Source organism: Pseudomonas edaphica, assembly GCF_965277385.1.
GTDB lineage: Bacteria > Pseudomonadota > Gammaproteobacteria > Pseudomonadales > Pseudomonadaceae > Aquipseudomonas > Aquipseudomonas edaphica.
In genome coordinates, this window is the sequence record NZ_OZ255725.1 from 5,690,455 (window position 1) to 5,713,158 (window position 22,704).

Genomic DNA, 22,704 nt, shown 5'->3' on the forward strand with positions numbered 1-22,704 from the left:
AATGTTTGTTGGCTTGAACTCATCTTGACGCTCACGGCCTTTCGCCCAGTTCTCCGCAAAATGAATTTCTCGACAGGTTGGCGGCGAAGCTGGATTTTTTGAGGGCTAGGGGGAGATAAATACGACGGGAAGTTTTGTCGCGTTGCGTGTTTCGGCCCACGCTCAGCCAACCCCCCAGGAACATGATCAGACAATGCCGAGTGACGCGGATGGGCCCGTCGACCCCGTCTTGCCAAGCAGTTCGATGCGACAGCCAGGCGCTGCATCACTGACTGTCAGCTTGAGGTCGTGTAGGCGCGCAACGGCGGTGACCATGCTTAACCCCAGGCCATTACCCGGTGTGTTTCGGCTCGCTTCGGCACGATACAACCGACGAAACACGGCTTCGCGCTCTCCTTCGGCAATGCCCGGTCCATTGTCTGTGACACAAATTCCGACCGACCCAAGATTGGCGATTACGGTCAGGTTGACTTGGCTATCGTCGGGACAGAACTTGATGGCGTTATCCAGCAGATTGCAGAGTGCATCAAATAATAACTGTGCGTCTCCGGCGATGACGGCAGGACCCTGACTTTTATTGAGCGTGAGGCTGATGCCACGTTCTTCTGCCAACGGCTCATAGAGTTCGGTGGCGTCGGCACTGATCAGGTTCAGATCCAGCGGCGCGAAGTGACTGCGGCGGGCGCTGTTTTCGATTTCCGAGATACGCAGCAACGCTTTGAAGGTCAGAAGCAGTGCCTTGGCTTCGACCAGTGCCGCGTCGATGCTGGCGGCATATTGCGCTTCATCGAGACCACGGCGCTGGGTGCGCTCCAGCCCGGCGATCAACCGAGTCAGAGGGGTGCGCAGGTCGTGAGCGATGTCGTCGCACACGCCTTTGACCTCGTTCATCAAGCGTTCCAGCTCATCGAGCATGCCGTTGACCACAGAGGCGAGGCGGTCGATGTCGTCGTTGTTGCCCTGGGTGGGCAAGCGGCCGGTCAAATCGCCTTCGATGATCCCCTTGATCGAGCGACTGACCTTGTCTAGGCGCCGGTGGGCCGAGTAACCCAGTACCACCGCGCCAAACAGGCCGACCACCAGCAACAACACGCCGCCGGAAACCAGTGCCTTGATCAGCAGTTCGTCAAATTCGCGTATGTCGTGGATGTCCTGGGCCACCAGCAAGGTTTTGCCGTCGGCCAGGTGATGGACAATGAAGCGTATCGGGCGCTGATGACCGCTGGGCTTGCGCCAATCGAACTCCTGAGGTTTGTCGTAGGCGGAGAAGGGCGGCAATTGCTGGATGGCCCCGGCAATGAACTGGCCTTGTGCGTCGAACAGGCTCTGGGGAACGCGCGCTTCGGTATCCTGCTCGGCGTGATTGCGGATTTCCCTGAGTTGTAACTCGGGATCCTGTGCACTGCGGGTTTCCACCTGGCGATACAGCGCGGTATCCGCTTCGGTTTTCAGGTAGAACGCCGTTTGCCAATAGACATAGCCGAACAGCGCCAGAAACGAACAGCCGAACAGTCCGAGAAACAGCAGGCCGGTGCGAAAACTGATGGTGCGCGGGATCTCACTCAGGCGAACGGAGGACATAACCGGCTCCACGAATAGTATGGATCATCGACGGTTCGTTTTCGTCGTCGATCTTGCGTCGCAGACGGCCCATGTGGACTTCTATGACGTTGGTGCGCTCATCGTAGGCGTAGTTCCAGACCGCTTCGAACAGCATGGTGCGGGTGACCACTTGTCCTGCATGGCGCATCAAGTGTTCCAGCAACGCGTACTCACGGGGCACCAGATCAATGACCCGGTCGCCACGCCGGACCACCCGGCTCAACAGGTCGACCTCCAGATTACCGACCCGCAAGCGCGTTTCCCGAGCTTCGGAGACCGGTTCGGCGCGGCGACGGTTCAACGCATCCAGCCGTGCGGTGAGCTCGATGAATTCGAAGGGTTTGGTCAGGTAATCATCACCGCCTGCGCGCAGGCCGCGAACCCTTTCGTCCAGCGCACTCAAGGCGCTGAGGATCAGCACCGGGGTGCTCACGCTTGCCGCCCGTAATGCGGTCAGTACGCCAAGTCCATCGAGGCCGCCGGGTAGCATGCGATCCAGGACGATCAGATCGAACGGTTCACTCAGGGCCTTGAGCAGACCTTCGCGACCATTGTGGACGCAGCTCACGGTGAAGCCGTGGTCACACAGCGCCGCTTCGATTTCGCGGCAGGTAAGCAAGTCGTCTTCGACGACTAGAACATGGGTCATGGCAGATGAACCGCTCACATAATCGGGCAGAGATGGCATAGTGTGACAAAGCCTGCGGCTATGCCACGTTCCCGCCAGGTAAATAAAAGTTTAGGTTGGATTTCTGGAGGCGGTACCTTGCGCATTCTTGTGGTTGAAGATGACGCCCAGACCGCGGCTTACCTGTTACGTGGGTTGAGCGAAAGTGGTCACATCGTCGATATCGCCAGCGATGGCAATAGTGGGCTGGGCATGGCCCTGGAGCAAATCCATGATGCGCTGATCGTCGACCGCCGCTTGCCCGGCCTCGACGGTGTTGGCCTGGTCAAGGCTCTGCGAGCGCAACAGTTGCGGGTGCCGATCCTGATGCTCAGTGCGCAGGCGTCCACCACCGACAAGGTTGAAGGCCTGCAGGCCGGTTGCGATGATTATCTGGCCAAGCCTTACGCGTTCGCCGAAGTACTGGCGCGGCTCGATGCTTTGCTGCGCGGGCGCGAACAGACGACGAGGCCCGCGCGTCAGTTGCAAGTCGGTGAGCTGCAACTCGACTGCGCCACGCGCACCGCGGTACGTCAGGGCCGAGTCATTGCCTTGCAGCATCGCGAGGCGCTTTTGCTGGAGAAGCTCATGCGCCACAGTGGTCAGGTGGTGACCCGCGACATGCTGCTCGACAGCGCCTGGGACTACTCTTTCGACCCCAACGACAACGTCATCGATAAACATATCCATCGCTTGCGGCGCAAACTCGATGAAGGTTTCGACTATTCGCTGATCAAGACCATTCCCGGTGCCGGCTACAGCTTTCAGGAGACGCCGGAGCAAGGCTAAACAAAAATTTATCTGCCGACGAACGCTCTGGCAGGCACTCCTCGCTATCTTCTGCCCATTCGTGGATTGCTCCACACAGGATTTAGCGGGGGATGGCTTGCCCATGTCGGTAACAACTTTGGTGGCACGCCGCAGGCGGTTTACGTGTCTTTCATCCGTGGCGTTGACGTTGTTCGGCATGCTCATGCTTGACGGCTGCTCGATGGTCCCGCAGTACCAGCAACCCGAGTTGCCCTTGGCGCAACAGTTCAATGGTCCGACAGACAGCTCGGCGGCTGAGGGCGGCCAGTGGTGGCGCGAGTTTCGCTGCGCCGAACTCGACTCATTGATCGCCCGGGGGCAGGCCTCCAACTACACCCTCAAGGCGGCGGTCAGCCGCATCGATGAAGCCCGTGCTTCGGCGCACGTGGCCGGGGCGGCGCAATATCCGGCGCTGAATCTGGGAGGCAATTACCAGCGACAGAACAATTACGGCTCCACGGAAAAACGTAGCGTATTTGCCGAAGCCACCTATGAAGTGGATTTCTGGGGCAAACAGCGCGCTGCCGCTGACTCCGCCGATGCGTTGGCCAATGCCACAGTATTTGATGCGCAAACCCTGCGCATGAGCCTGAGTGCGAGCATTGCCGACCGCTACTTTGAGGTGCTGTCTCTGGAGGACCGGCTGCGTCTGGCCCAATCCATTGCCGACGATGCGCGACAGGTGCTGGATTTGGTGGAAGTCCAGGCCAGTCAGGGCGCCGTGTCGAATTTGGAAGTCGCCCAGCAGCGCAATGCCATGCAGACCTTTGAAGCGGCGATGCCGCCCCTGCGGCAACAACGGGACCTGGCGCTCTACCAACTGGCCGTTTTGGTGGGGGCACAGCCCGAGGGCTTTCATCTGCAAGGAAACGGGCTGAAAACCCTGCAAGTGCCGCAGCCTTCGACTGGCCTGCCGATTGGTTTGTTGCGTCAGCGCCCAGACATCCAGGCCGCCGAAGCACGGCTGAAATCCGCCAATTTCGACGTGGGCGTTGCCCGCGCCGCGTTTTTACCGAACCTGTCCCTGGACCTGCTGGATGGCATCGATACGCTCGCCGGCGGCCAGATCTGGAGCGTCATCGGCACGCTCAGCCAACCGGTGTTTGCCGGCGGTCAGCTCAAGGGTCAACTGCATTTCGATCAGGCCCATGTCCAGGAGCTGGCATCGAGTTATCGCGAGTCGATCATCGAAGCGCTGCAAGATGTTGAAACCCAGCTTAGTGCGGCCCGCGAACTCGATAAAAGCTACGTCCTGAACCAGTCCGCCGTGGACTCTGCCCGCGAAGCCGCACGTCTGGCGCAGGTTCGCTACCGACTCGGCTCGACCGATTTCCAGACACTGCTGATCGTCGAACGCACCCAATACCAGGCCGAAGACACGCTGTTACAGGTACGCCTCCAGCATTTGCAGGCCGCTGTCGGCCTGTTCCGCGCCTTGGGCGGGGATTTCTCGCCGAACACCCTTACTTCCAGTTCTTCTGCTCAGGTTGCTCACCCATGAATGCCTTGAACCCACGTCGTCGCGTTATGTTCGCAGGGGGAGTGGTGCTCTCGCTGGCCGCTCTCATCGGCGTCTTTCAATGGACCCGTCAAGCCCATGCCGCACCGGTGCAGGTCGATGCCGGCGCCGTGCCGGTGCAGATGAGCCAGGTCAGCCGCCAGGACCTGCCCGTCTGGATCAGCGCCATCGGTAACGTACAGCCGCTCAACAGCGTGAATGTGCGGGTGAGGGTGGACGGTGAGCTGCAAAAAGTCCTGTTCAACGAAGGGCAGACTGTCACCGCTGGCAGCTTGCTGGCGGTCATCGACCCGCGGGTTTTTCAGGCACAGGTAGCCCAGGCACAGGCCTTGGTGGCCAAGGATCAAGCGCAACTGGCTAACCTGAAGGTCAACCTGGACCGGGCCGGCAAACTGGCCGCCGCCAAGGCCGGGCCGACCCAGGACGTCGACACCTACCGCGCCCAACTGGCCGCCCAGCAGGCCACCTTACAGGCCGATCAAGCGGGATTGGATGTGGCGCGCCTGCAACTGGAGTTCACCCAGGTTAAGGCACCGTTGGCCGGTCGTACCGGCCAGCGCCTGCTGGACGTCGGAGCGATTGCCCACGGCGCCGAAGCCACCGGGTTGGTGACCATTACCCAGATGAACCCGATTTCCGTGGCCTTCGCCGTATCTCAGGACGAACTGGCGGAAATTCTCGAAGAAAACGCCAAAGGCGCATTGCAGGTGGTGGCGATGACCCGCGATGGAAAACAGGAAATCGCCCGCGGCCATTTGAGTTTTATCGACAGTCAGGTCACCGCCGCCAGTGGTCAGATTCAGCTCAAGGCGCAATTCGACAATGGCGCTGCGAAACTCTGGCCGGGCGAGTTGGTGAGCGCGCGGTTGCTGGTGCAGACGCATAAGGACGTGGCCGTGGTCCCGGCTGAAGCGGTGCAGTTGGGACGTCATGGTAACTTCGTCTATGTGGTGGATGCTGATCAACGGGTGCAACCGCGTCTGGTCGATGCCGCCACGGTCGTCGATGGCAAGCAGTGGATTCGCCAGGGTCTGACGGCCGGTGAAACCGTGGTGGTGCAGGGCCAGTCCCGCGTCGCGCCGGGGCTGAAGGTCACGCCGGTCAAGGCCAACACCACCGCCGATTTGGCGGAGGCCGCCCGATGAATGCGCTGGCCGGATTGATTCAACGGCGCGTGGGGCTGAGTCTGCTGGCCATCGGGGTCTTGCTGCTCGGTACCTTTGCTTACTTTCATCTGCCTGTGGCGCCGCTGCCGACGGTGGATTTTCCGACCATTCAGGTCACCGCCAAACTCTCCGGGGCAAGCGCCGAAACCATGGCGTCTTCGGTGGCGACGCCCTTGGAACGCGCTTTTGCGGCCGTGCCGCAAGTGACGTCGATGACCTCGTCGAGTGCGGCGGGTAAAACCCAGGTGGTACTGCAATTCGATCTGTCGCGAGACATCGATGGGGCAGCGCAGGATGTGCAAACAGCGATCAACACAGCCACGCCGAATCTGCCCAAGACCATGTCCAGCGCACCGACCTTTAACAAGGTCAATCCGGCCGAAGGTACAGTGATGTCGCTGGCCGTGACGTCACCCGTGCGCACGTTGCCAGAGCTGGACCGCTACGCCGACAACTACATTGCCCAGCGCTTGTCGCAAATGCCCGGTGTCGGCCTTGTGGATTTTCACGGAGAACAGAAACCGGCGGTGCGGGTACAGATCGATCCCGATGCGCTGGCCGCTCGCGGCCTGACCCTGGAGGATGTGCGCAGTGTGATCGGCGTCAGCACCCTTGATCAGCCCAAGGGCACCCTCGATGGCCAAAGCCGTTCGATCACCCTTGGTGCGACCGATCAATTGCTGGACCCTCAGCACTATCGTGATCAGGTTATCGCCTATAAGAACGGCATGCCGATCAAGCTCGGTGACCTGGGGCAGGTGATTGCCGGCGCCGAGGACACGCAACAAGCTGCGCAATTGGGTGCCGAGCCAACGGTTATCGTCGACATCCACAAACAGCCGGGTTTCAACCTGTTGTCGACCATCGCCACCATCAAGGCCAAGCTGCCCGAACTGACCGCCTCGTTGCCGCGAGACGCACAGGTACAGGTGGTTGGTGACCGCACCCAGACCATCGAAGCCTCGGTCAACGACATGCAGTTCACCTTGCTGCTGTCGATTGCGCTGGTGGTCGTGGTGATCTTTGTGTTTCTGCGCAAAGCCACGGCAACGCTGATTCCCAGCCTGACCATCCCGCTGTCCCTGGTGGCCACGTTCGGGGTGATGTACTTGTTGGGCTATAGCCTCGACAACCTGTCGATCATGGGCCTGGCGATTGCCGTAGGGTTTGTGGTGGACGATGCCATCGTGGTCATGGAAAACATTGTCCGGCATCTGGAAATGGGCAAGTCGCGCCTGCAATCGGCGGTCGATGGTTTGCGCGAGGTGGCGTTTACCATTGTCTCGATGACGGTGTCGTTGATCGCGGTGTTCCTTCCGATCCTGTTGATGTCCGGCATTGTCGGGCGCTTGATGCGTGAGTTTGCGGTGACCGTCAGCGTCGCGATTATCATGTCCGGCATCGTTTCCCTGACCATCACACCCATGCTCTGTGCGTGGCTGCTCAAACCCCATGCCTATCATGAAGAGGGGCACTTTGCCCAGGCTTGCGAGCGGGTGTTCGAAGGCCTGCACAACGGTTATCGCCGTAGCCTGGATTGGGTGCTGGACCATCAGCGCATCACCATGGCGGTGGCCATCGCAACAATGGTGGCGACGGCGGTGCTGTATGTCGGCATCCCCAAGGGCTTCTTCCCGCAACAGGACAACGGCTTGATCCAAGGTGTGGCCGAAGCAGCGGCTGATATTTCACCCATCGCGATGCGTGCACAGGTCAACCGCGCTGCCGCCATCATCGGCCAGGACCCGGCGGTGGCCCGGGTGTATTTCTGGATCGGCCCGAATCCGACTGTGAGCCAGGGCAAGGTGATGATCAACCTGAAGCCGTTCAGCGAGCGCACCGCCAGCGCCGCCGAAGTTATCCGTCGCCTGCAACCGGCGCTCGACCGGTTATCCGGAGTCAAAGTGTTCATGCAGGCCAACCAGGACATCCAGATTGGTGGTCGTGCCAGCAAGACCCAATACCAGTACACCCTGCAAGATCCGGACAGTGTCGAACTGGATCACTGGAGCGGTGTGCTGCTGGAGAAGCTCAAGAGTTTGCCGCAGTTGCAGCACGTAACGTCGGACCAGCAACAGGCCATCGCCCAATCGACCCTGGTGATCGACCGTTCCACCGCTGCACGGCTGGGTGTAACGGTGCAGGCCATCGACGACGTGCTGTACGACGCCTTCGGTCAGCGACAGATTGCGACGATGTTCACGCAGCTCGATCAGAACCACGTGATTCTTGAACTCGACCCGAGCTGGCAAACGTCCACCGCCACCCTTGAGCATTTATTTGTCCGCGCAAGTTCCGGCGCCCTGGTGCCGCTGAACCTGCTGGCCAGCGTCAAGACCGAACAAGTGCCGATCATCATCAACCACCAGGGTGTGTTCCCAGCCATTACCCTGTCGTTCGACCTCGCGCCCGGCCATGCCCTGAGTGAAGCGGTCACCGCGATCAATCAGGCGTCCCTGGCCGTAGCAATGCCCGACACCGTGCTGGGCAGTTTCCAGGGCACCGCCCAGGCCTTCCAGGACTCATTGAAGTCACAACCCTGGCTGATTCTAGCGGCGATCCTCACGGTCTACATCGTACTGGGTGTGCTGTACGAGAATGCGATTCACCCCCTGACCATCCTTTCGACTTTGCCTTCCGCCGGTTTCGGCGCACTGCTGGCATTGATGCTCTGCGGTCAGGATCTGTCGGTGCTGGGGATGATCGGCATCATTTTGCTGATCGGTATCGTCAAGAAGAACGCAATTATGATCGTCGATTTCACGTTGCAGGCCCAGCAGCGGGGTCTGTCGCCCCGGCAAGCGGTGCGCGAAGGTTGCCTAATGCGCTTGCGGCCGATACTGATGACATCCCTGGCGGCTTTGCTCGGCGCGTTGCCTCTGGCGTTCGGGCACGGCGCCGGCTCCGAGTTGCGCCAGCCATTGGGCATTGCGATTGTCGGTGGCTTGGCGGTGTCGCAAATTCTGACGCTGTACACTACGCCGGTGGTCTATCTGTGGTTTGAACGCTGGCGTCGAAAAACACTGCTCAACAGCGCTGAGGTTCCGGTTTGAAACACTGGATCCTTGATATTTTTGGTGGGCTGTGTTCGTCGGCAGGACGCCGGGGAAGGGGGGCTGACTAATACTGTCTGCCGCTAAGCCGGTTTTATTGACCTTAAAACCTCCCAAATAACGGTTGGGTTTTAGACAGTGGACCGCTGAAAGCCACGTAGTACGTGGCTTATGCACTCCTCCAGCCCATGCTGCTGCATTATCCAAGGCTGCCGCCGAGAACTGGCTGGGTTTAGGGCGTGCGCGGCATACTTCAGGGCTATTGCTCGGTAACTTTACTGAGTTCATCGTGAAGCCTCTGATTCTCCCTGAGCAGGTAGTCGCGCTGTTCGGCGACGAGCTTCATGCTCAGGATGGCGGGCTCGGAACATCGCTCCTTGAGCTCTCCGATCTCGGCCAGCGCCTTCTTGAGGACTGCCTGCGCCTCGGCCTTGCCGGTGGCCAGTACATCATTCATCTGTACCAGCCCGGCTATGTTCTTCCGGGCCTTTCGCAGCAGCGCCTGAGTCCCGCTGAGTTCGTCCTCGAGTAAAGAGCATTGGTGCTTGTACATTTCCAGGGGCGTAGGGCAGCCAAGCCACGCCGAGGTGTCTTCGTCGATATGCATGGTGGGTAAATCCGAGCGCTGTATGTGCATACAGTAATTGAGGCATTGCAGATTTGGGAGTGGTGTTCGTCGGCAGGACGCCGGGGGCGATTTGGATCTCGTACCAATTCTTGTACCACTGACCGCGTTTCGCTATCGAATGGTGGGTATCCCAAGGTAGGCAAACCCCCGTATTTGTTGGGGTTTGCCACTTTAGAAAACCTTGGAATACTCAGAATTAATATTAGGAGTATGGACGAAGAACTGTCGAATGTTCTTCTAGATCCAGACGAAAGTGCTTAAAAACTAAGAAAAAAGGGTTTTTAGCCGTTCAATAAAAAGCCCTGCGATAAGGCAGGGCTTTTTCAGTACGGCAGGTTATTAGCCGTGCAGGCTTTCTGCGGCATACAGGGTGTTTTCCAGCAGGCACGCACGGGTCATCGGGCCGACACCGCCGGGTACCGGGGTGATCCAGCCGGCACGGGGCAGGGCGGTTTCGTACACCACGTCGCCGACCAGCTTGCCGTCGTCCTGACGGTTGATGCCCACATCGATCACGATCGCGCCTTCCTTGATCCACTCGCCCTTGACCAGTCCCGGCTTGCCCGCGGCAACCACCACCAGGTCGGCACGGCCAACGTGGCCGGCGAGGTCTTTGGTGAAACGGTGGGTGACAGTCACGGTGCAGCCGGCCAGCAGCAGCTCCATGGCCATCGGGCGGCCAACAATGTTGGAGGCGCCAACGACTACGGCATCCAGACCGTACAGATCGACGCCGGTGCTCTCCAGCAGGGTCATGATGCCCTTCGGGGTGCAGGGGCGCAGCAGCGGGATGCGTTGGGCCAGGCGGCCGACGTTATAGGGGTGGAAGCCGTCGACGTCTTTGTCCGGGCGGATGCGCTCCAACAGTTTGGAGGCGTCCAGGTGTTCGGGCAGTGGCAGTTGCAGCAGGATACCGTCAATGGCCGGGTCGTCGTTGAGGCCGTCGATCAGGTCGGTAAGCGCCTGCTGGGTGGTCTCGCAAGGCAAGTCGTAGGCCTTGGAAATAAAGCCGACCTCTTCACAGTCTTTACGCTTGTGCGAGACATAAACCTGAGAGGCAGGATCGCTGCCGACCAGGATCACCGCGAGGCCAGGCGTGCGCAGACCTTGCAGGCGGCGCTCGGTGACTCGTTTGGCGATCTGCTGGCGCAGGCTGGCGGCGATTGATTTGCCGTCGATAAGTTGTGCAGTCATTACGCGTGATTAACCATCGAGAGGGGGAAGAAAAGTGCGCGCATTCTCGCACGCCATGACGTGAGGGCAAAGGCGCTTGGTCTGCAAATTGCCCTAACCCCTTAAATAAAATCAGTTTTTTTCAAAAAAGATTTGACGGGTATCAAGGCCGTCTATACTATTCGTCGCACTTGTCGGGCACAGCCTAGCACTGGTTAAGAAGGTCGAGCAGATAGAGCTGTTCTGCAAGGCTGGAAGCACTTAGTTTGTAATCTTCAACGAGTACAGATTAATAAGGCGCCCGTAGCTCAGCTGGATAGAGCATCCGCCTTCTAAGCGGATGGTCGCAGGTTCGAGTCCTGCCGGGTGCGCCATTAGGCAGCTTTGGCACAAGTAGCGCTATATGGTGGGCGTAGCTCAGTTGGTAGAGCACGGGATTGTGACTCCCGTTGTCGAGGGTTCGATCCCCTTCGTCCACCCCATATTTAGAAAGGCGCCAGATTAATCATCTGGCGCCTTTGCTTTAAGAGTTTCAAGCGCGGATGTGGTGGAATTGGTAGACACACTGGATTTAGGTTCCAGCGCCGCGAGGCGTAAGAGTTCGAGTCTCTTCATCCGCACCAATTAAGCGTCACCCAGCCATCAGGCAGGGTGAGGCCAGGCAAGGAAGGTGTTCGAGTTCCTTGTTGAAGCAATATGGTGGGCGTAGCTCAGTTGGTAGAGCACGGGATTGTGACTCCCGTTGTCGAGGGTTCGATCCCCTTCGTCCACCCCATATTTTAAAAAGCGCCAGATCAATGATCTGGCGCTTTTTTTTGCATCCAAAAAATGCCCTGCCGCGTATGTACTGACGAGGATGGCCGTGGATGGGCCTGGATCCTCATCCGCTGCTACGTGGAGGGTCTGAAAAATGTTGGCACAACAGCAGGATCAAAGTCAGGGAATGGCGGTTGGCGAGGCGCATTTGCTCGGGCGCCTGCTGTTGGGGGAGCAATCGGCCTATTGCGACCTGGTTAAAACCCATCAGGGCGCCATGCGTGCGGTGGCTTCGGCGATCGCCGGGCATCGGCATGTCGATGATGTGGTGCAGGATGCCTGGTTGGCGATTGTGCGCGGGCTGAGTGGTTTTCAGGGGCGCTCCAGCCTCAAGACCTGGGTGCTGACGATTACGGCCAATAAAGCCAAGGGCCGCTATGGCCGGAGTCGGCGCGAAGTGTTTTTCGATGACTCGCAGGGTCAGGAGCGCTTTTGCGCCGCCAGTGGCCAGTGGCTGTCGGCACCGGCGGGCTGGCATGAAGATACGCCCGAGGCGCTGGTCAGTGAAGACGAACTGCGCGCCTGTATCGAGCGCGCGTTGCAGGAACTGTCGACGCTTCAGAGCGCTGCGCTTGTGCTGCGTGAGCGGGTAGGGCTTGAGCTTGAGGAGATTGCCGAGTTGCTGGGCGTCAGTCTGTGCAATGCGCGGGTGCTGCTGCACCGGGCGCGCAGTCGGGTTTTTGCCGCCATCGACCGGCATCAGGCCTGTGGCGTTGAATGACGTCAAGAAAAAACAAGCATTCTCAATGCCTTGGCGTTAGAATCGTTGCCGGTTTTGAGCGTGTAGAACTGATCCGCGGCTATGTAAGGGTCGGTACAGCTATTTAATAGCGAATAACGGCGCAGTACCTGAAAAAGGGCTGTGCCGTTTTTGTTTGAGTGTTTTGAGTTTCCAGGGTAGGGCGTTTCATCGTATTTGTGTTTCTCGATGCTGCTGCCACACCCTTCGACCTTGCTTGCAGGGTCGCTCGCCGGGGTATGCATCCAGCCTCTTCTATATATAGAAGGGCTGGCGCTAGAGCCCTGGCGTGATGCGCTGTATTTGCTAACGGGATGAGGTGCATGCGTGCACTTGAACCTATAAATGGCCTGCTGTTTTTCCACCCGTTTTCAGTAGGGTGACTTCTTGAGTTTGACCCACTAGAATGCATGCCCTTGATTCTGGGGTCGGAAACGGCCGGCTAACGTCTGTGCAACGAGGAATATCCATGCAAGTTTCTGTTGAAAATACTACTGCCATCGAGCGCCGCCTGAGCATCACCGTGCCGGCAGAGCGTATTGAGACTGCGGTCAACAAGCGTCTGCAGCAGACTGCCCAAAAGGCCAAGATCGCTGGTTTCCGTCCAGGCAAAGTGCCAATGAGCGAAATCAAGCGTCGTTTTGGTGCCGATGCGCGTCAGGAAGCTGTTGGTGACGTGATCCAGGCTTCCTTCTACGAAGCCGTTGTCGAGCACAAGCTGAACCCAGCGGGTTCGCCTTCGATCGAGCCTAAGTCCCTGGAAGCCGGTAAAGACCTGGAATACGTTGCCGTATTCGAAGTGTTCCCGGAATTCACCGTTGCCGGTTTCGAAGACATCGCCGTTGAGCGCCTGAGCGCTGACGTGGCAGATGCCGACCTGGACAACATGCTGGAAATCCTGCGCAAGCAGAACACCCGTTTTGAAGTGGCCGACCGTGCCGCCCAGAACGAAGACCAGCTGAACATCGATTTCGTTGGCAAGGTTGACGGCGAAGCATTCGCTGGCGGCTCCGCCAAGGGCACCCAGCTGGTGCTGGGTTCCAACCGCATGATCCCGGGCTTCGAAGACGGCCTGGTTGGCGCCAAGGCCGGTGAAGAGCGCGTTCTGAACCTGACTTTCCCTGCTGACTACCAGAACCTGGACCTGGCCGGCAAAGCCGCCGAGTTCACCGTGACCGTCAACAGTGTTTCCGAGCCTAAGCTGCCTGAGCTGAACGAAGAATTCTTCGCCCAGTTCGGTATCAAGGAAACCGGCATCGACGGCTTCCGTACCGAAGTTCGCAAGAACATGGAGCGTGAGCTGCGTCAGGCCATCAAGTCCAAGGTCAAGAACCAGGTGATGGATGGTCTGCTGGCCGCCAACCCGATCGAAGTGCCGAAGGCCCTGCTGTCCAACGAAGTGGATCGCCTGCGCGTTCAAGCGGTTCAGCAGTTCGGTGGCAACATCAAGCCTGACCAGCTGCCGGCCGAGCTGTTCGAAGAGCAAGCCAAGCGCCGCGTTGTGCTGGGTCTGGTCGTGGCTGAAGTGGTCAAGCAATTCGACCTCAAGCCTGACGAAGATCGCGTTCGCGAAATGATCCAGGAAATGGCTTCGGCCTACCAGGAGCCTGAGCAGGTCGTGGCTTGGTACTACAAGAACGACCAGCAACTGAACGAAGTACGTTCGGTTGTGCTGGAAGAACAAGTTGTGGATACTGTTCTGCAGAAGGCTAAGGTGACCGACAAAGCGGTCTCTTACGAAGAAGCAGTCAAACCGGCGGAAGCAGCACAAGCCGACTGATTGTCCAACTCGTTCGAAATATAACCATAAGCCAGCCTCGCGCTGGCTTATGCGTTTTCAAGACATGACTATTTGGGAGTAACTGCAGAGCATGTTCCGTAATTCCTATATTCAGCAGAACTCTGATATCCAGGCCGCTGGCGGCTTGGTCCCGATGGTTGTCGAGCAATCTGCTCGTGGCGAACGCGCCTATGACATCTACTCGCGCCTGCTCAAGGAGCGAGTGATTTTTCTGGTCGGCCCGGTAGAGGACTACATGGCCAACCTGATCTGCGCGCAACTGCTGTTCCTTGAAGCGGAAAACCCGGACAAGGACATCCATCTTTACATCAACTCCCCGGGCGGCTCGGTTACTGCAGGCATGTCGATCTACGACACCATGCAGTTCATCAAGCCAAACGTGTCGACCACGTGCATCGGCCAGGCCTGCAGCATGGGCGCTTTCCTGCTGACCGCAGGTGCCGAGGGCAAGCGTTACTGCCTGCCGAACTCGCGCGTGATGATTCACCAGCCGTTGGGCGGTTTCCAGGGCCAGGCATCGGACATCGAAATCCACGCCAAGGAAATCCTGTTTATTCGTGAGCGTCTGAACACGCTGATGGCCAAACACAGCGGGCACACCCTGGAAGAAATCGAGCGTGATACCAACCGCGACAATTTCATGAGCGCTGAAGCTGCTCGTGAATACGGGTTGATCGACGCAGTGATCGAAAAGCGCCCCGCTTAATATAAGCACCTCAAAATAAGGCTGGTCGGCATGTCCGACCACCGGCGGGCTTGAAAAAGCCCGCATAAGCCTTCATCTTGTGTTGCAAGCCTATCGGATTTGGATCGAACGAATGACTGACACCCGCAACGGCGAGGACAACGGCAAGCTGCTCTATTGCTCCTTCTGCGGCAAAAGCCAGCATGAAGTACGCAAATTGATTGCCGGCCCCTCGGTGTTTATCTGCGACGAGTGCGTCGACCTGTGCAATGACATCATCCGCGAGGAGGTGCAGGAAGCCCAGGCCGAGAGCAGCGCGCATAAATTGCCTTCGCCTAAAGAAATCAGCGGCATCCTTGATCAGTATGTGATTGGTCAAGAGCGTGCAAAAAAGGTTTTGGCGGTAGCGGTGTACAACCACTACAAGCGCTTGAACCAGCGTGACAAGAAAGGCGACGAAGTCGAACTCGGCAAGAGCAACATCTTGCTGATTGGTCCTACAGGCTCGGGTAAAACCCTGCTTGCAGAAACCCTCGCTCGTCTGCTGAACGTTCCATTCACCATCGCCGACGCCACCACCCTCACCGAGGCTGGCTACGTGGGTGAAGATGTCGAGAACATCATTCAGAAGCTGCTGCAAAAGTGCGACTACGACGTAGAGAAGGCCCAGATGGGTATTGTCTACATCGACGAAATCGACAAGATTTCGCGCAAGTCCGACAACCCGTCGATCACTCGGGACGTTTCCGGTGAAGGCGTGCAGCAAGCCCTGTTGAAACTGATCGAAGGCACGGTTGCTTCCGTACCGCCACAAGGCGGCCGCAAGCACCCGCAGCAGGAATTCCTTCAGGTTGATACGCGCAACATCCTGTTCATCTGTGGCGGTGCATTCTCGGGGCTGGAAAAGGTTATTCAGCAACGTTCCACCCGTGGCGGCATTGGTTTCGGTGCAGAAGTGCGCAGCAAGGAAGAAGGCAAGAAGGTGGGCGAGTCCCTGCGTGAAGTCGAGCCTGACGATCTGGTCAAGTTCGGTCTGATCCCGGAATTCGTTGGCCGTCTGCCGGTCCTGGCCACGTTGGACGAGCTGGATGAGGCTGCTCTGATTCAGATCCTCACCGAGCCGAAAAACGCCCTGACCAAGCAATACGCCAAGCTGTTCGAGATGGAAGGTGTAGACCTCGAGTTCCGTACCGACGCGCTCAAATCAGTGGCCAAGCGGGCACTGGAGCGCAAGACCGGTGCACGTGGCCTGCGTTCGATCCTCGAAGGCGTGTTGCTCGACACCATGTACGAAATCCCCTCGCAATCCGAGGTGAGCAAGGTGGTGATCGACGAAAGCGTTATCGAAGGCAAATCCAAGCCACTGTATATCTACGAAAACAGTGAGCCGGCTGCCAAGGCTGCACCTGACGCGTAAGCGTCAAGCCGTCGCAGTACAAGCAAGGGCCTTTCGAGGCCCTTTCTTTTTATGTGGCGGTTTTTCGGGGCGGTTTGTGTTTTGCGGTTAAATTCGCGTTTATTCATGCGTTTAACTGCTGGCATTGAGCTTGTTTTTTTTGCGTACAGCCCCCATCTTGGTTTCAAGCTAATTTTTCAACTGTCATAGAGGCGAAATCATGAAGACAACCATTGAATTGCCTCTCCTGCCGTTGCGTGATGTCGTCGTCTATCCGCACATGGTTATCCCGCTGTTCGTGGGGCGCGAGAAGTCTATCGAAGCCCTCGAGGCTGCGATGACGGGCGACAAGCAGATCCTGCTGTTGGCCCAGAAGAATCCTGCTGATGATGATCCAGGCGAAGATGCCCTGTATCGGGTCGGTACCGTTGCGACTGTTCTGCAATTGCTCAAGTTGCCCGATGGCACCGTCAAGGTGCTGGTCGAAGGCGAGCAGCGTGGTGCGGTCGAGCGCTTCATGGAGGTGGACGGTCACCTGCGCGCCGAAGTGGCGCTGATCGACGAAGTCGAAGCCCCTGAGCGCGAATCCGAAGTGTTTGTGCGCAGCCTGCTCTCGCAGTTCGAGCAGTATGTGCAACTGGGCAAGAAAGTCCCGGCTGAAGTGCTGTCGTCCCTCAACAGCATCGATGAGCCAAGCCGCCTGGTCGACACCATGGCCGCGCACATGGCGCTCAAGATCGAGCAGAAGCAGGACATCCTCGAAATCATCGACCTGCCGGCCCGTGTTGAACACGTGCTGGCGCTGCTGGATGGTGAAATCGACCTGCTGCAGGTTGAGAAGCGCATCCGTGGTCGCGTGAAGAAACAAATGGAGCGCAGCCAGCGCGAGTACTACCTGAATGAGCAGATGAAGGCCATTCAGAAAGAACTCGGCGACAGCGAAGAAGGCCACAACGAAGTCGAAGAGCTGAAAAAGCGCATCGACGCCGCCGGCCTGCCTAAAGACGCGCTGACCAAGGCCATGGCTGAGCTGAACAAGCTCAAGCAAATGTCGCCAATGTCGGCCGAAGCCACCGTGGTGCGTTCCTACATCGACTGGCTGGTGCAGGTGCCGTGGAAAGCTCAGACCAAAGTGCGCCTGGACCTGGCCCGTGCCGAAGAGATCCTTGACGCCGACCACTACGGCCTCGAAGAAGTCAAAGAACGCATCCTCGAATACCTCGCCGTGCAAAAGCGCGTGAAGAAAATTCGTGGCCCGGTGTTGTGCCTGGTCGGGCCTCCGGGTGTAGGTAAAACTTCCCTGGCCGAGTCGATTGCCAGTGCCACCAACCGTAAGTTTGTGCGCATGGCCCTTGGCGGTGTGCGTGATGAAGCGGAAATTCGTGGCCATCGCCGTACGTACATCGGTTCGATGCCAGGAAGATTGATTCAAAAGATGACGAAGGTGGGTGTGCGCAACCCGCTGTTCCTGCTCGATGAAATCGACAAAATGGGCAGCGACATGCGTGGCGATCCGGCCTCGGCGTTGCTCGAAGTGCTCGACCCCGAGCAGAACCACAATTTCAACGACCATTACCTGGAAGTCGACTACGACTTGTCCGACGTAATGTTCCTGTGCACCTCCAACTCCATGAACATCCCGCCAGCCCTGCTGGACCGGATGGAGGTGATTCGTCTGCCGGGTTACACCGAAGACGAGAAGATCAACATCGCCGTCAAATACCTCGCGCCCAAGCAGATTTCGGCCAATGGCCTGAAAAAAGGCGAGATCGAATTTGACGTCGAAGCGATCCGCGACATCGTGCGTTACTACACCCGCGAAGCCGGCGTGCGTGGCCTTGAGCGTCAGATTGCGAAGATCTGCCGCAAAGCGGTCAAGGAGCACTCGCTGGAAAAACGCTTCTCGGTGAAGGTGGTTGCCGATTCCCTGGAGCACTTCCTGGGCGTGAAGAAATTCCGTTACGGCCTGGCTGAGCAGCAGGATCAGGTAGGGCAGGTGACTGGCCTGGCGTGGACCCAGGTGGGCGGCGAACTGCTGACCATCGAAGCTGCGGTGATCCCGGGCAAAGGCCAGCTTATCAAGACCGGTTCGCTGGGTGATGTGATGGTCGAATCGATCACCGCCGCGCAGACCGTGGTGCGCAGCCGCGCCAAGAGCCTGGGGATCCCCCTGGACTTCCACGAGAAGCACGACACCCACATCCACATGCCGGAAGGGGCGACCCCCAAAGACGGCCCTAGCGCCGGTGTAGGCATGTGCACGGCACTGGTGTCGGCACTGACTGGCATTCCTGTGCGTGCCGATGTGGCGATGACCGGGGAAATTACCCTGCGGGGTCAGGTATTGGCCATCGGTGGTCTGAAAGAGAAATTGCTCGCTGCACACCGAGGCGGTATCAAGACCGTGATCATTCCGGAAGAGAATGTTCGCGACTTGAAGGAAATTCCTGACAATATCAAGCAGGATCTTCAGATTAAACCGGTTAAATGGATTGACGAGGTCCTGCAAATTGCGTTGCAATACGCGCCGGAGCCCTTGCCGGATGTGGCTCCGGAGATTGTCGCGAAGGACGAAAAACGCGAGTCCGATTCCAAGGAAAGAATTAGCACGCATTAATGCGAATGAGCCTGGGGGCTTCCTTGACAGCTTTTTAGAGCCCTTGTTATAAAGCGGCTCTTAAGTGTCTGTAGGCCATTCAGCACTGGTTTTTGCTTTCACCAAAAAACTTAGAATCATACTCAATAGATATATAAGGGGACTTAGAGTGAACAAGTCGGAACTGATTGATGCTATCGCCGCATCCGCTGATATCCCGAAAGCTGCTGCTGGCCGTGCGCTGGACGCAGTAATCGAATCCGTCACTGGCGCTCTGAAGGCCGGCGACTCCGTGGTACTGGTAGGCTTCGGTACTTTCTCTGTGACTGACCGCCCAGCTCGCACTGGCCGTAACCCACAGACTGGCAAAGCACTGCAAATCGCTGCTGCCAAAAAACCAGGTTTCAAAGCCGGTAAAGCCCTGAAAGAAGCGGTTAACTAAGCTTCGTTCAAGCCTTGCCTACCCGGGTCAGACGCAGGTCTGGCCTGGCAGCGGAGCGGCAGCTGACCCACGTATCCATCGGGTCGCCAGGACCTGGGGTGTTGGTTCAAAACCCCGTCCGCTCCGCCAGTTACGAGAAGGCGCATCCTCGGATGCGCCTTTCTTCTATCCGGACTCTACCCACGCTCCACGGTTGCCTAATTTTTGAAGATCAACCGTTTCTGGGGGACGCATGCTGCAAAATATCAGGGACAATTCACAAGGCTGGATTGCCAAGACCATTATCGGGATCATCGTCGCATTGATGGCGTTCACCGGTATCGAGGCCATTTTCCAGGCTTCGGGTAACAACAAGCAGGACGTGGCCAAGGTCAACGGTGAAGAAATCACCCAGACCGAACTGGGCCAGGCCGTTGACATGCAACGTCGCCAGCTGATGCAACAGCTGGGCAAGGATTTCGATGCTTCGCTGCTGGACGAAAAACTGCTGCGCGAAGCGGCTCTGAAGGGCCTGATCGATCGCAAGCTGTTGCTGCAAGGCGCCGCGGACTCCAAGTTCGGCTTCTCTGAAGCTGCGCTGGACCAAGTGATCCTGCAGACGCCGGAATTCCAGGTGGACGGCAAGTTCAGTGCCGAACGCTTTGACCAGGTGATCCGTCAGCTGGGCTACACCCGTATGCAATTCCGTCAGATGCTGACCCAGGAAATGCTGATCGGCCAGGTTCGCGCAGGCATCGCCGGCAGCGGTTTCGTCACCGACGCCGAAGTGCTGGCTTTCGCCCGTCTGGAAAAACAGACCCGCGATTTTGCCACCGTCAACATCAAGACTGACCCTGCGGCGGTGAAGCTCACCGACGATGAGGTCAAGGCTTACTACGACAAGCACGCCAAAGAGTTCATGACCCCGGACCAAGTGGTCATCGATTACCTGGAACTGAAGAAGTCTTCCTTCTTCGACCAGGTCACCGTCAAGGACGAAGAGCTGCAGGCGGCCTATCAGAAAGAAACCGCCAACCTCGCTGAACAGCGTCGTGCCGCGCACATTCTGATCGAAGTCAACGACAAGACCACCGACGCGCAAGCCAAGGCCAAGATCGAAGACATCCAGGCACGCCTGGCCAAGGGTGAGAAGTTCGACGCCCTGGCCAAGGAGTTCTCCCAGGATCCAGGTTCGGCCAACAATGGCGGTGACTTGGGCTTTGCCGGCCCTGGCGTCTACGACCCGGACTTCGAAACCGCCCTGTATGCCTTGAACAAGGACCAGGTGTCGGCGCCGGTGCGCACCACTTTCGGTTGGCACTTGATCAAGCTGTTGGGCGTTGAAGCACCTGAAGTGCCATCGTTTGCCAGCCTGAAAGACAAGCTGACCCGCGAGCTCAAGACCCAGCAGGTCGAGCAGCGTTATGTCGAAGCGACCAAGCAATTGGAAGACGCGGCATTCGAAGCCTCCGACCTGGCTCAGCCGGCGTCCGACCTGAAGCTGACCGTGCACACGTCCGCGCCGTTTGGCCGTGAAGGTGGCGAAGGTGTTGCGGCCAACCGTGCCGTGGTCACCGCAGCGTTCAGCCCGGAAGTGCTGGATGAAGGTGCCAACAGCAGCGCTATCGAGCTGGACCCGGAAACCATCATCGTGCTGCGTGCCAAAGAGCATCTGAAGCCTGCGCAACTGCCGCTGGAAAGCGTGTCGGCTGCGATCCGCACCCAGATGACCAAAGAGCGCGCCATCGCGGCTGCCAAAACCCATGCCGACGAGTTGATCGCCAGCCTGCGTGACGGCAAAACCCCGTTGAACCAGCCGATCGACGGCCAGGCCTGGAAGGTGACTGAAGCGGCGACCCGTAACGCTGAAGCGATCGAGCCGGCCGTGCTGCAAGCCCTGTTCCGCATGCCTAAGCCTGCGGCCAAGGACAAGCCGACCTTCACCACCGTGACCCTGGCTGACGGTAGCCTGGTGATCGTGCGCTTGAACGGCGTCAACGAAGCCGCAGCCCCTACCGACGAAGAAAAGGCGCAATACCGCCGCTTCCTCGCCTCGCGTATTGGCCAGCAGGACTTTGCTGCCTACCGCAAGCAGTTGGAAACCAAGGCTGACATCAAGAAATTCTGATGTTGGTTTGAATAGAAAAGCCCCCGGTCTGAAAGGACCGGGGGCTTTTTTTTGCGCAATGATCGGCTCAGAACTGATCGTTCCCACGCTCTGCGTGGTAATGCATCCCGTGACGCTCTGCGTCACCCGTACGCAAGTGCAGAAAGCGGGACGCGCAGACGGGCTCAGAACTTCAGTTTGCCCCAGCTCAACCCAATCACCGCTGCCACGGTCGAGGCCGTCAGCACACTCAGTTTGGCCGCTGCCAACAGTTCCGGGTCGGAGAAGGCCAGGGACGAGATAAAGATCGACATGGTAAAACCAATCCCCGCCAGCAGGCCGACCAGGCCGACACCGCTCCAGGTGACTCCGTCGGGCAGCTTGCAGATATTGAGTTTGACCAGCGTGATGCTCGCCAGCATCACGCCCAACGGCTTGCCGATCACCAGGGCGAAGATCACGCCCATGAACACGCCATGGGGCAGCGGATGCTCAAGGTTCAAGCCTTGCAAGCTGACACCGGCATTGGCCAGGGCGAACAACGGCATCACACCGAATGCGACCCACGGATGCAACGCCGACTGCACGCGCTGCACCGGCGGCATCAGTTCGCGCTGGGCTTCGCGCAGTTGCTTGAGCGGCTTGGCGACCTGGTGCGAGTCTTCGGCCGGTCGCGAGAGGCGATCCATCAGCTCGTTGAAGGTGCGGCCGATGGTGTCCAGTGGGCGTTCGGTGGTCGGTTTGGAGCTGACCGGCGTCATCAGGCCCAGGATCACCCCGGCGAGGGTCGGGTGCACGCCGGTCTTGAGCAGGCCGAACCAGACAATCGCCCCCGGCAGCAGATAGATCGCCGCCTTGCTGATGCCCATTCGTTGGAACACCAACACCAGGGCTAACCCACCTGCGGCAACCACCAGGCCCATGTAGTCCAGGCTTGCAGTGAAAAACACCGCAATGATCAGGATCGCCACGATGTCGTCGATGATGGCCAGTGCCAGCAGCAGGACGCGTACACCGCTGGGGATGGATTTTCCCAACAGCGCCAGCACGCCGACGGCAAAGGCAATGTCGGTGGCGGTGGGCACGGCCCAGCCACTCGCGGCGGCGGTGCCATGGTTGAGCGCGGTGTAGATAATGGCCGGCATCACTACGCCACCCAGTGCGGCGCCCAGCGGCAGGGTCGCGAGTTTCAGGTTGGCGAGTGCGCCGTCCTTTATTTCCTGACGTATCTCCGCACCTACCACCAGGAAGAAAATGGTCATCAGGCCGTCATTGACCAGAAAGTGCAGGGAGCGCGACACACTGAAATCGCCCAGCCCGAGGGTAATCGGGGTGTTCCAGAAGTGTTCGTAGGACGCGGCGGCCGGGCTGTTGGCCCAGATCAACGCTGCAATGGCCGCCAGCAACAGGACGATGCCGCTGACGGCTTCGATGCGTGAAAACCGCTCAAGGGCCGACAGTGCGCCCTCGGTCAATGCCTGGGGGCGAGGGATGGCAGGGTGTTTTTTGGGCACGACAAGTCTCC

The 22,704-nt window shown here is 58.6% G+C and carries 17 protein-coding genes and 4 tRNA genes; 15 read left to right on the forward strand and 6 right to left on the reverse strand.

Going from position 1 to position 22,704, the window contains the following annotated elements; genetic code table 11:
• Nucleotides 1-186: 186 nt before the first annotated feature.
• Both ACQY47_RS26000 and ACQY47_RS26005 read right to left on the reverse strand, forming a co-directional pair.
• The gene (locus ACQY47_RS26000) at nt 187-1,581 is read right to left on the reverse strand and encodes a sensor histidine kinase (protein WP_428553103.1); all 1,395 of its coding nucleotides are present in this window, start codon (nt 1,579-1,581) and stop codon (nt 187-189) included.
• Nucleotides 1,559-2,251 (reverse strand): response regulator transcription factor, encoded by a 693-nt coding sequence (locus tag ACQY47_RS26005; protein WP_428553106.1) that lies wholly within the window; start codon nt 2,249-2,251, stop codon nt 1,559-1,561. Before ACQY47_RS26005 ends, ACQY47_RS26000 begins: the two co-directional genes overlap by 23 nt.
• 117 nt (nt 2,252-2,368) lie before the next feature.
• Between ACQY47_RS26005 and ACQY47_RS26010 the strand changes: the two genes are divergently transcribed.
• The 4 genes from ACQY47_RS26010 (at nt 2,369) to ACQY47_RS26025 (ending at nt 8,817) form a co-directional block, all read left to right on the forward strand.
• Nucleotides 2,369-3,058, forward strand: coding sequence for a response regulator transcription factor (locus ACQY47_RS26010; protein ID WP_428553109.1), 690 nt, complete (start codon nt 2,369-2,371; stop codon nt 3,056-3,058).
• Nucleotides 3,059-3,161: 103 nt separating this feature from the next.
• Nucleotides 3,162-4,580 (forward strand): efflux transporter outer membrane subunit, encoded by a 1,419-nt coding sequence (locus ACQY47_RS26015; protein WP_428553112.1) that lies wholly within the window; start codon nt 3,162-3,164, stop codon nt 4,578-4,580.
• Entirely contained in the window at nt 4,577-5,743 is a 1,167-nt protein-coding gene (locus tag ACQY47_RS26020; protein WP_428553115.1) for an efflux RND transporter periplasmic adaptor subunit, read from the forward strand. Before ACQY47_RS26015 ends, ACQY47_RS26020 begins: the two co-directional genes overlap by 4 nt.
• Complete coding sequence (locus ACQY47_RS26025) at nt 5,740-8,817, forward strand: efflux RND transporter permease subunit (RefSeq protein WP_428553118.1); 3,078 nt, start codon at nt 5,740-5,742, stop codon at nt 8,815-8,817. The genes ACQY47_RS26020 and ACQY47_RS26025 overlap by 4 nt, the downstream gene beginning before the upstream one ends.
• A 259-nt stretch (nt 8,818-9,076) precedes the next feature.
• Here the strand turns inward: ACQY47_RS26025 and ACQY47_RS26030 are convergent, their stop codons facing one another.
• Nucleotides 9,077-9,424, reverse strand: a complete 348-nt coding sequence (locus tag ACQY47_RS26030) for a hypothetical protein (RefSeq protein ID WP_428553121.1) — start codon at nt 9,422-9,424, stop codon at nt 9,077-9,079.
• Between the two features lie 360 nt (nt 9,425-9,784).
• A complete protein-coding gene (gene folD, locus ACQY47_RS26035; RefSeq protein ID WP_169988164.1) occupies nt 9,785-10,639 on the reverse strand; it encodes a bifunctional methylenetetrahydrofolate dehydrogenase/methenyltetrahydrofolate cyclohydrolase FolD in 855 nt (284 codons plus the stop codon).
• Nucleotides 10,640-10,915: 276 nt separating this feature from the next.
• Between folD and ACQY47_RS26040 the strand changes: the two genes are divergently transcribed.
• The 5 genes from ACQY47_RS26040 (at nt 10,916) to ACQY47_RS26060 (ending at nt 12,155) form a co-directional block, all read left to right on the forward strand.
• Nucleotides 10,916-10,992, forward strand: a tRNA-Arg gene (locus ACQY47_RS26040).
• 32 nt (nt 10,993-11,024) lie between these two features.
• Nucleotides 11,025-11,100, forward strand: a tRNA-His gene (locus tag ACQY47_RS26045).
• Between the two features lie 56 nt (nt 11,101-11,156).
• Nucleotides 11,157-11,241, forward strand: a tRNA-Leu gene (locus ACQY47_RS26050).
• Between the two features lie 76 nt (nt 11,242-11,317).
• A tRNA-His gene (locus tag ACQY47_RS26055) sits at nt 11,318-11,393 on the forward strand.
• 168 nt (nt 11,394-11,561) lie between these two features.
• On the forward strand, nt 11,562-12,155 hold the full coding sequence (locus ACQY47_RS26060) for an RNA polymerase sigma factor (protein ID WP_428557393.1): 594 nt from the start codon (nt 11,562-11,564) through the stop codon (nt 12,153-12,155).
• Between the two features lie 2 nt (nt 12,156-12,157).
• Here ACQY47_RS26060 and ACQY47_RS26065 read toward each other — a convergent pair whose 3' ends face one another.
• A complete protein-coding gene (locus ACQY47_RS26065) occupies nt 12,158-12,418 on the reverse strand; it encodes a hypothetical protein (RefSeq protein ID WP_032865532.1) in 261 nt (86 codons plus the stop codon).
• Between the two features lie 224 nt (nt 12,419-12,642).
• On the opposite strand from ACQY47_RS26065, the gene tig reads away from it, so the two are divergent.
• The 6 genes from tig (at nt 12,643) to ACQY47_RS26095 (ending at nt 21,200) form a co-directional block, all read left to right on the forward strand.
• Complete coding sequence (tig, locus tag ACQY47_RS26070; RefSeq protein ID WP_017136463.1) at nt 12,643-13,953, forward strand: trigger factor; 1,311 nt, start codon at nt 12,643-12,645, stop codon at nt 13,951-13,953.
• 91 nt (nt 13,954-14,044) lie between these two features.
• A complete protein-coding gene (gene clpP / locus ACQY47_RS26075; protein ID WP_003174822.1) occupies nt 14,045-14,680 on the forward strand; it encodes an ATP-dependent Clp endopeptidase proteolytic subunit ClpP in 636 nt (211 codons plus the stop codon).
• Between the two features lie 112 nt (nt 14,681-14,792).
• Nucleotides 14,793-16,076 carry an ATP-dependent Clp protease ATP-binding subunit ClpX gene (gene clpX, locus ACQY47_RS26080; RefSeq protein ID WP_017136464.1) on the forward strand — a complete coding sequence of 428 codons (1,284 nt, stop codon included), beginning with the start codon at nt 14,793-14,795 and terminating at the stop codon, nt 16,074-16,076.
• A 199-nt stretch (nt 16,077-16,275) separates the two neighbouring features.
• Complete coding sequence (lon, locus tag ACQY47_RS26085) at nt 16,276-18,672, forward strand: endopeptidase La (RefSeq protein WP_017136465.1); 2,397 nt, start codon at nt 16,276-16,278, stop codon at nt 18,670-18,672.
• Nucleotides 18,673-18,820: 148 nt separating this feature from the next.
• On the forward strand, nt 18,821-19,093 hold the full coding sequence (locus ACQY47_RS26090; RefSeq protein ID WP_003174819.1) for an HU family DNA-binding protein: 273 nt from the start codon (nt 18,821-18,823) through the stop codon (nt 19,091-19,093).
• 232 nt (nt 19,094-19,325) lie between these two features.
• Complete coding sequence (locus ACQY47_RS26095) at nt 19,326-21,200, forward strand: SurA N-terminal domain-containing protein (protein ID WP_017136466.1); 1,875 nt, start codon at nt 19,326-19,328, stop codon at nt 21,198-21,200.
• Between the two features lie 164 nt (nt 21,201-21,364).
• Here the strand turns inward: ACQY47_RS26095 and nhaA are convergent, their stop codons facing one another.
• Nucleotides 21,365-22,693 (reverse strand): Na+/H+ antiporter NhaA, encoded by a 1,329-nt coding sequence (gene nhaA / locus ACQY47_RS26100; protein ID WP_099550020.1) that lies wholly within the window; start codon nt 22,691-22,693, stop codon nt 21,365-21,367.
• Between the last annotated feature and the right edge of the window lie 11 nt (nt 22,694-22,704).

Coding starts and splice junctions, on each gene's coding strand:
- ACQY47_RS26000 (WP_428553103.1), bottom strand. CDS start 1,581: ATGTCCTCCGTTCGCCTGAGTGAGATCCCGCGCACCATCAGTTTTCGC.
- ACQY47_RS26005 (WP_428553106.1), bottom strand. CDS start 2,251: ATGACCCATGTTCTAGTCGTCGAAGACGACTTGCTTACCTGCCGCGAA.
- ACQY47_RS26015 (WP_428553112.1), top strand. CDS start 3,162: ATGTCGGTAACAACTTTGGTGGCACGCCGCAGGCGGTTTACGTGTCTT.
- ACQY47_RS26020 (WP_428553115.1), top strand. CDS start 4,577: ATGAATGCCTTGAACCCACGTCGTCGCGTTATGTTCGCAGGGGGAGTG.
- ACQY47_RS26025 (WP_428553118.1), top strand. CDS start 5,740: ATGAATGCGCTGGCCGGATTGATTCAACGGCGCGTGGGGCTGAGTCTG.
- ACQY47_RS26030 (WP_428553121.1), bottom strand. CDS start 9,424: ATGCATATCGACGAAGACACCTCGGCGTGGCTTGGCTGCCCTACGCCC.
- folD (WP_169988164.1), bottom strand. CDS start 10,639: ATGACTGCACAACTTATCGACGGCAAATCAATCGCCGCCAGCCTGCGC.
- ACQY47_RS26060 (WP_428557393.1), top strand. CDS start 11,562: ATGGCGGTTGGCGAGGCGCATTTGCTCGGGCGCCTGCTGTTGGGGGAG.
- ACQY47_RS26065 (WP_032865532.1), bottom strand. CDS start 12,418: ATGCATACCCCGGCGAGCGACCCTGCAAGCAAGGTCGAAGGGTGTGGC.
- tig (WP_017136463.1), top strand. CDS start 12,643: ATGCAAGTTTCTGTTGAAAATACTACTGCCATCGAGCGCCGCCTGAGC.
- clpP (WP_003174822.1), top strand. CDS start 14,045: ATGTTCCGTAATTCCTATATTCAGCAGAACTCTGATATCCAGGCCGCT.
- clpX (WP_017136464.1), top strand. CDS start 14,793: ATGACTGACACCCGCAACGGCGAGGACAACGGCAAGCTGCTCTATTGC.
- lon (WP_017136465.1), top strand. CDS start 16,276: ATGAAGACAACCATTGAATTGCCTCTCCTGCCGTTGCGTGATGTCGTC.
- ACQY47_RS26095 (WP_017136466.1), top strand. CDS start 19,326: ATGCTGCAAAATATCAGGGACAATTCACAAGGCTGGATTGCCAAGACC.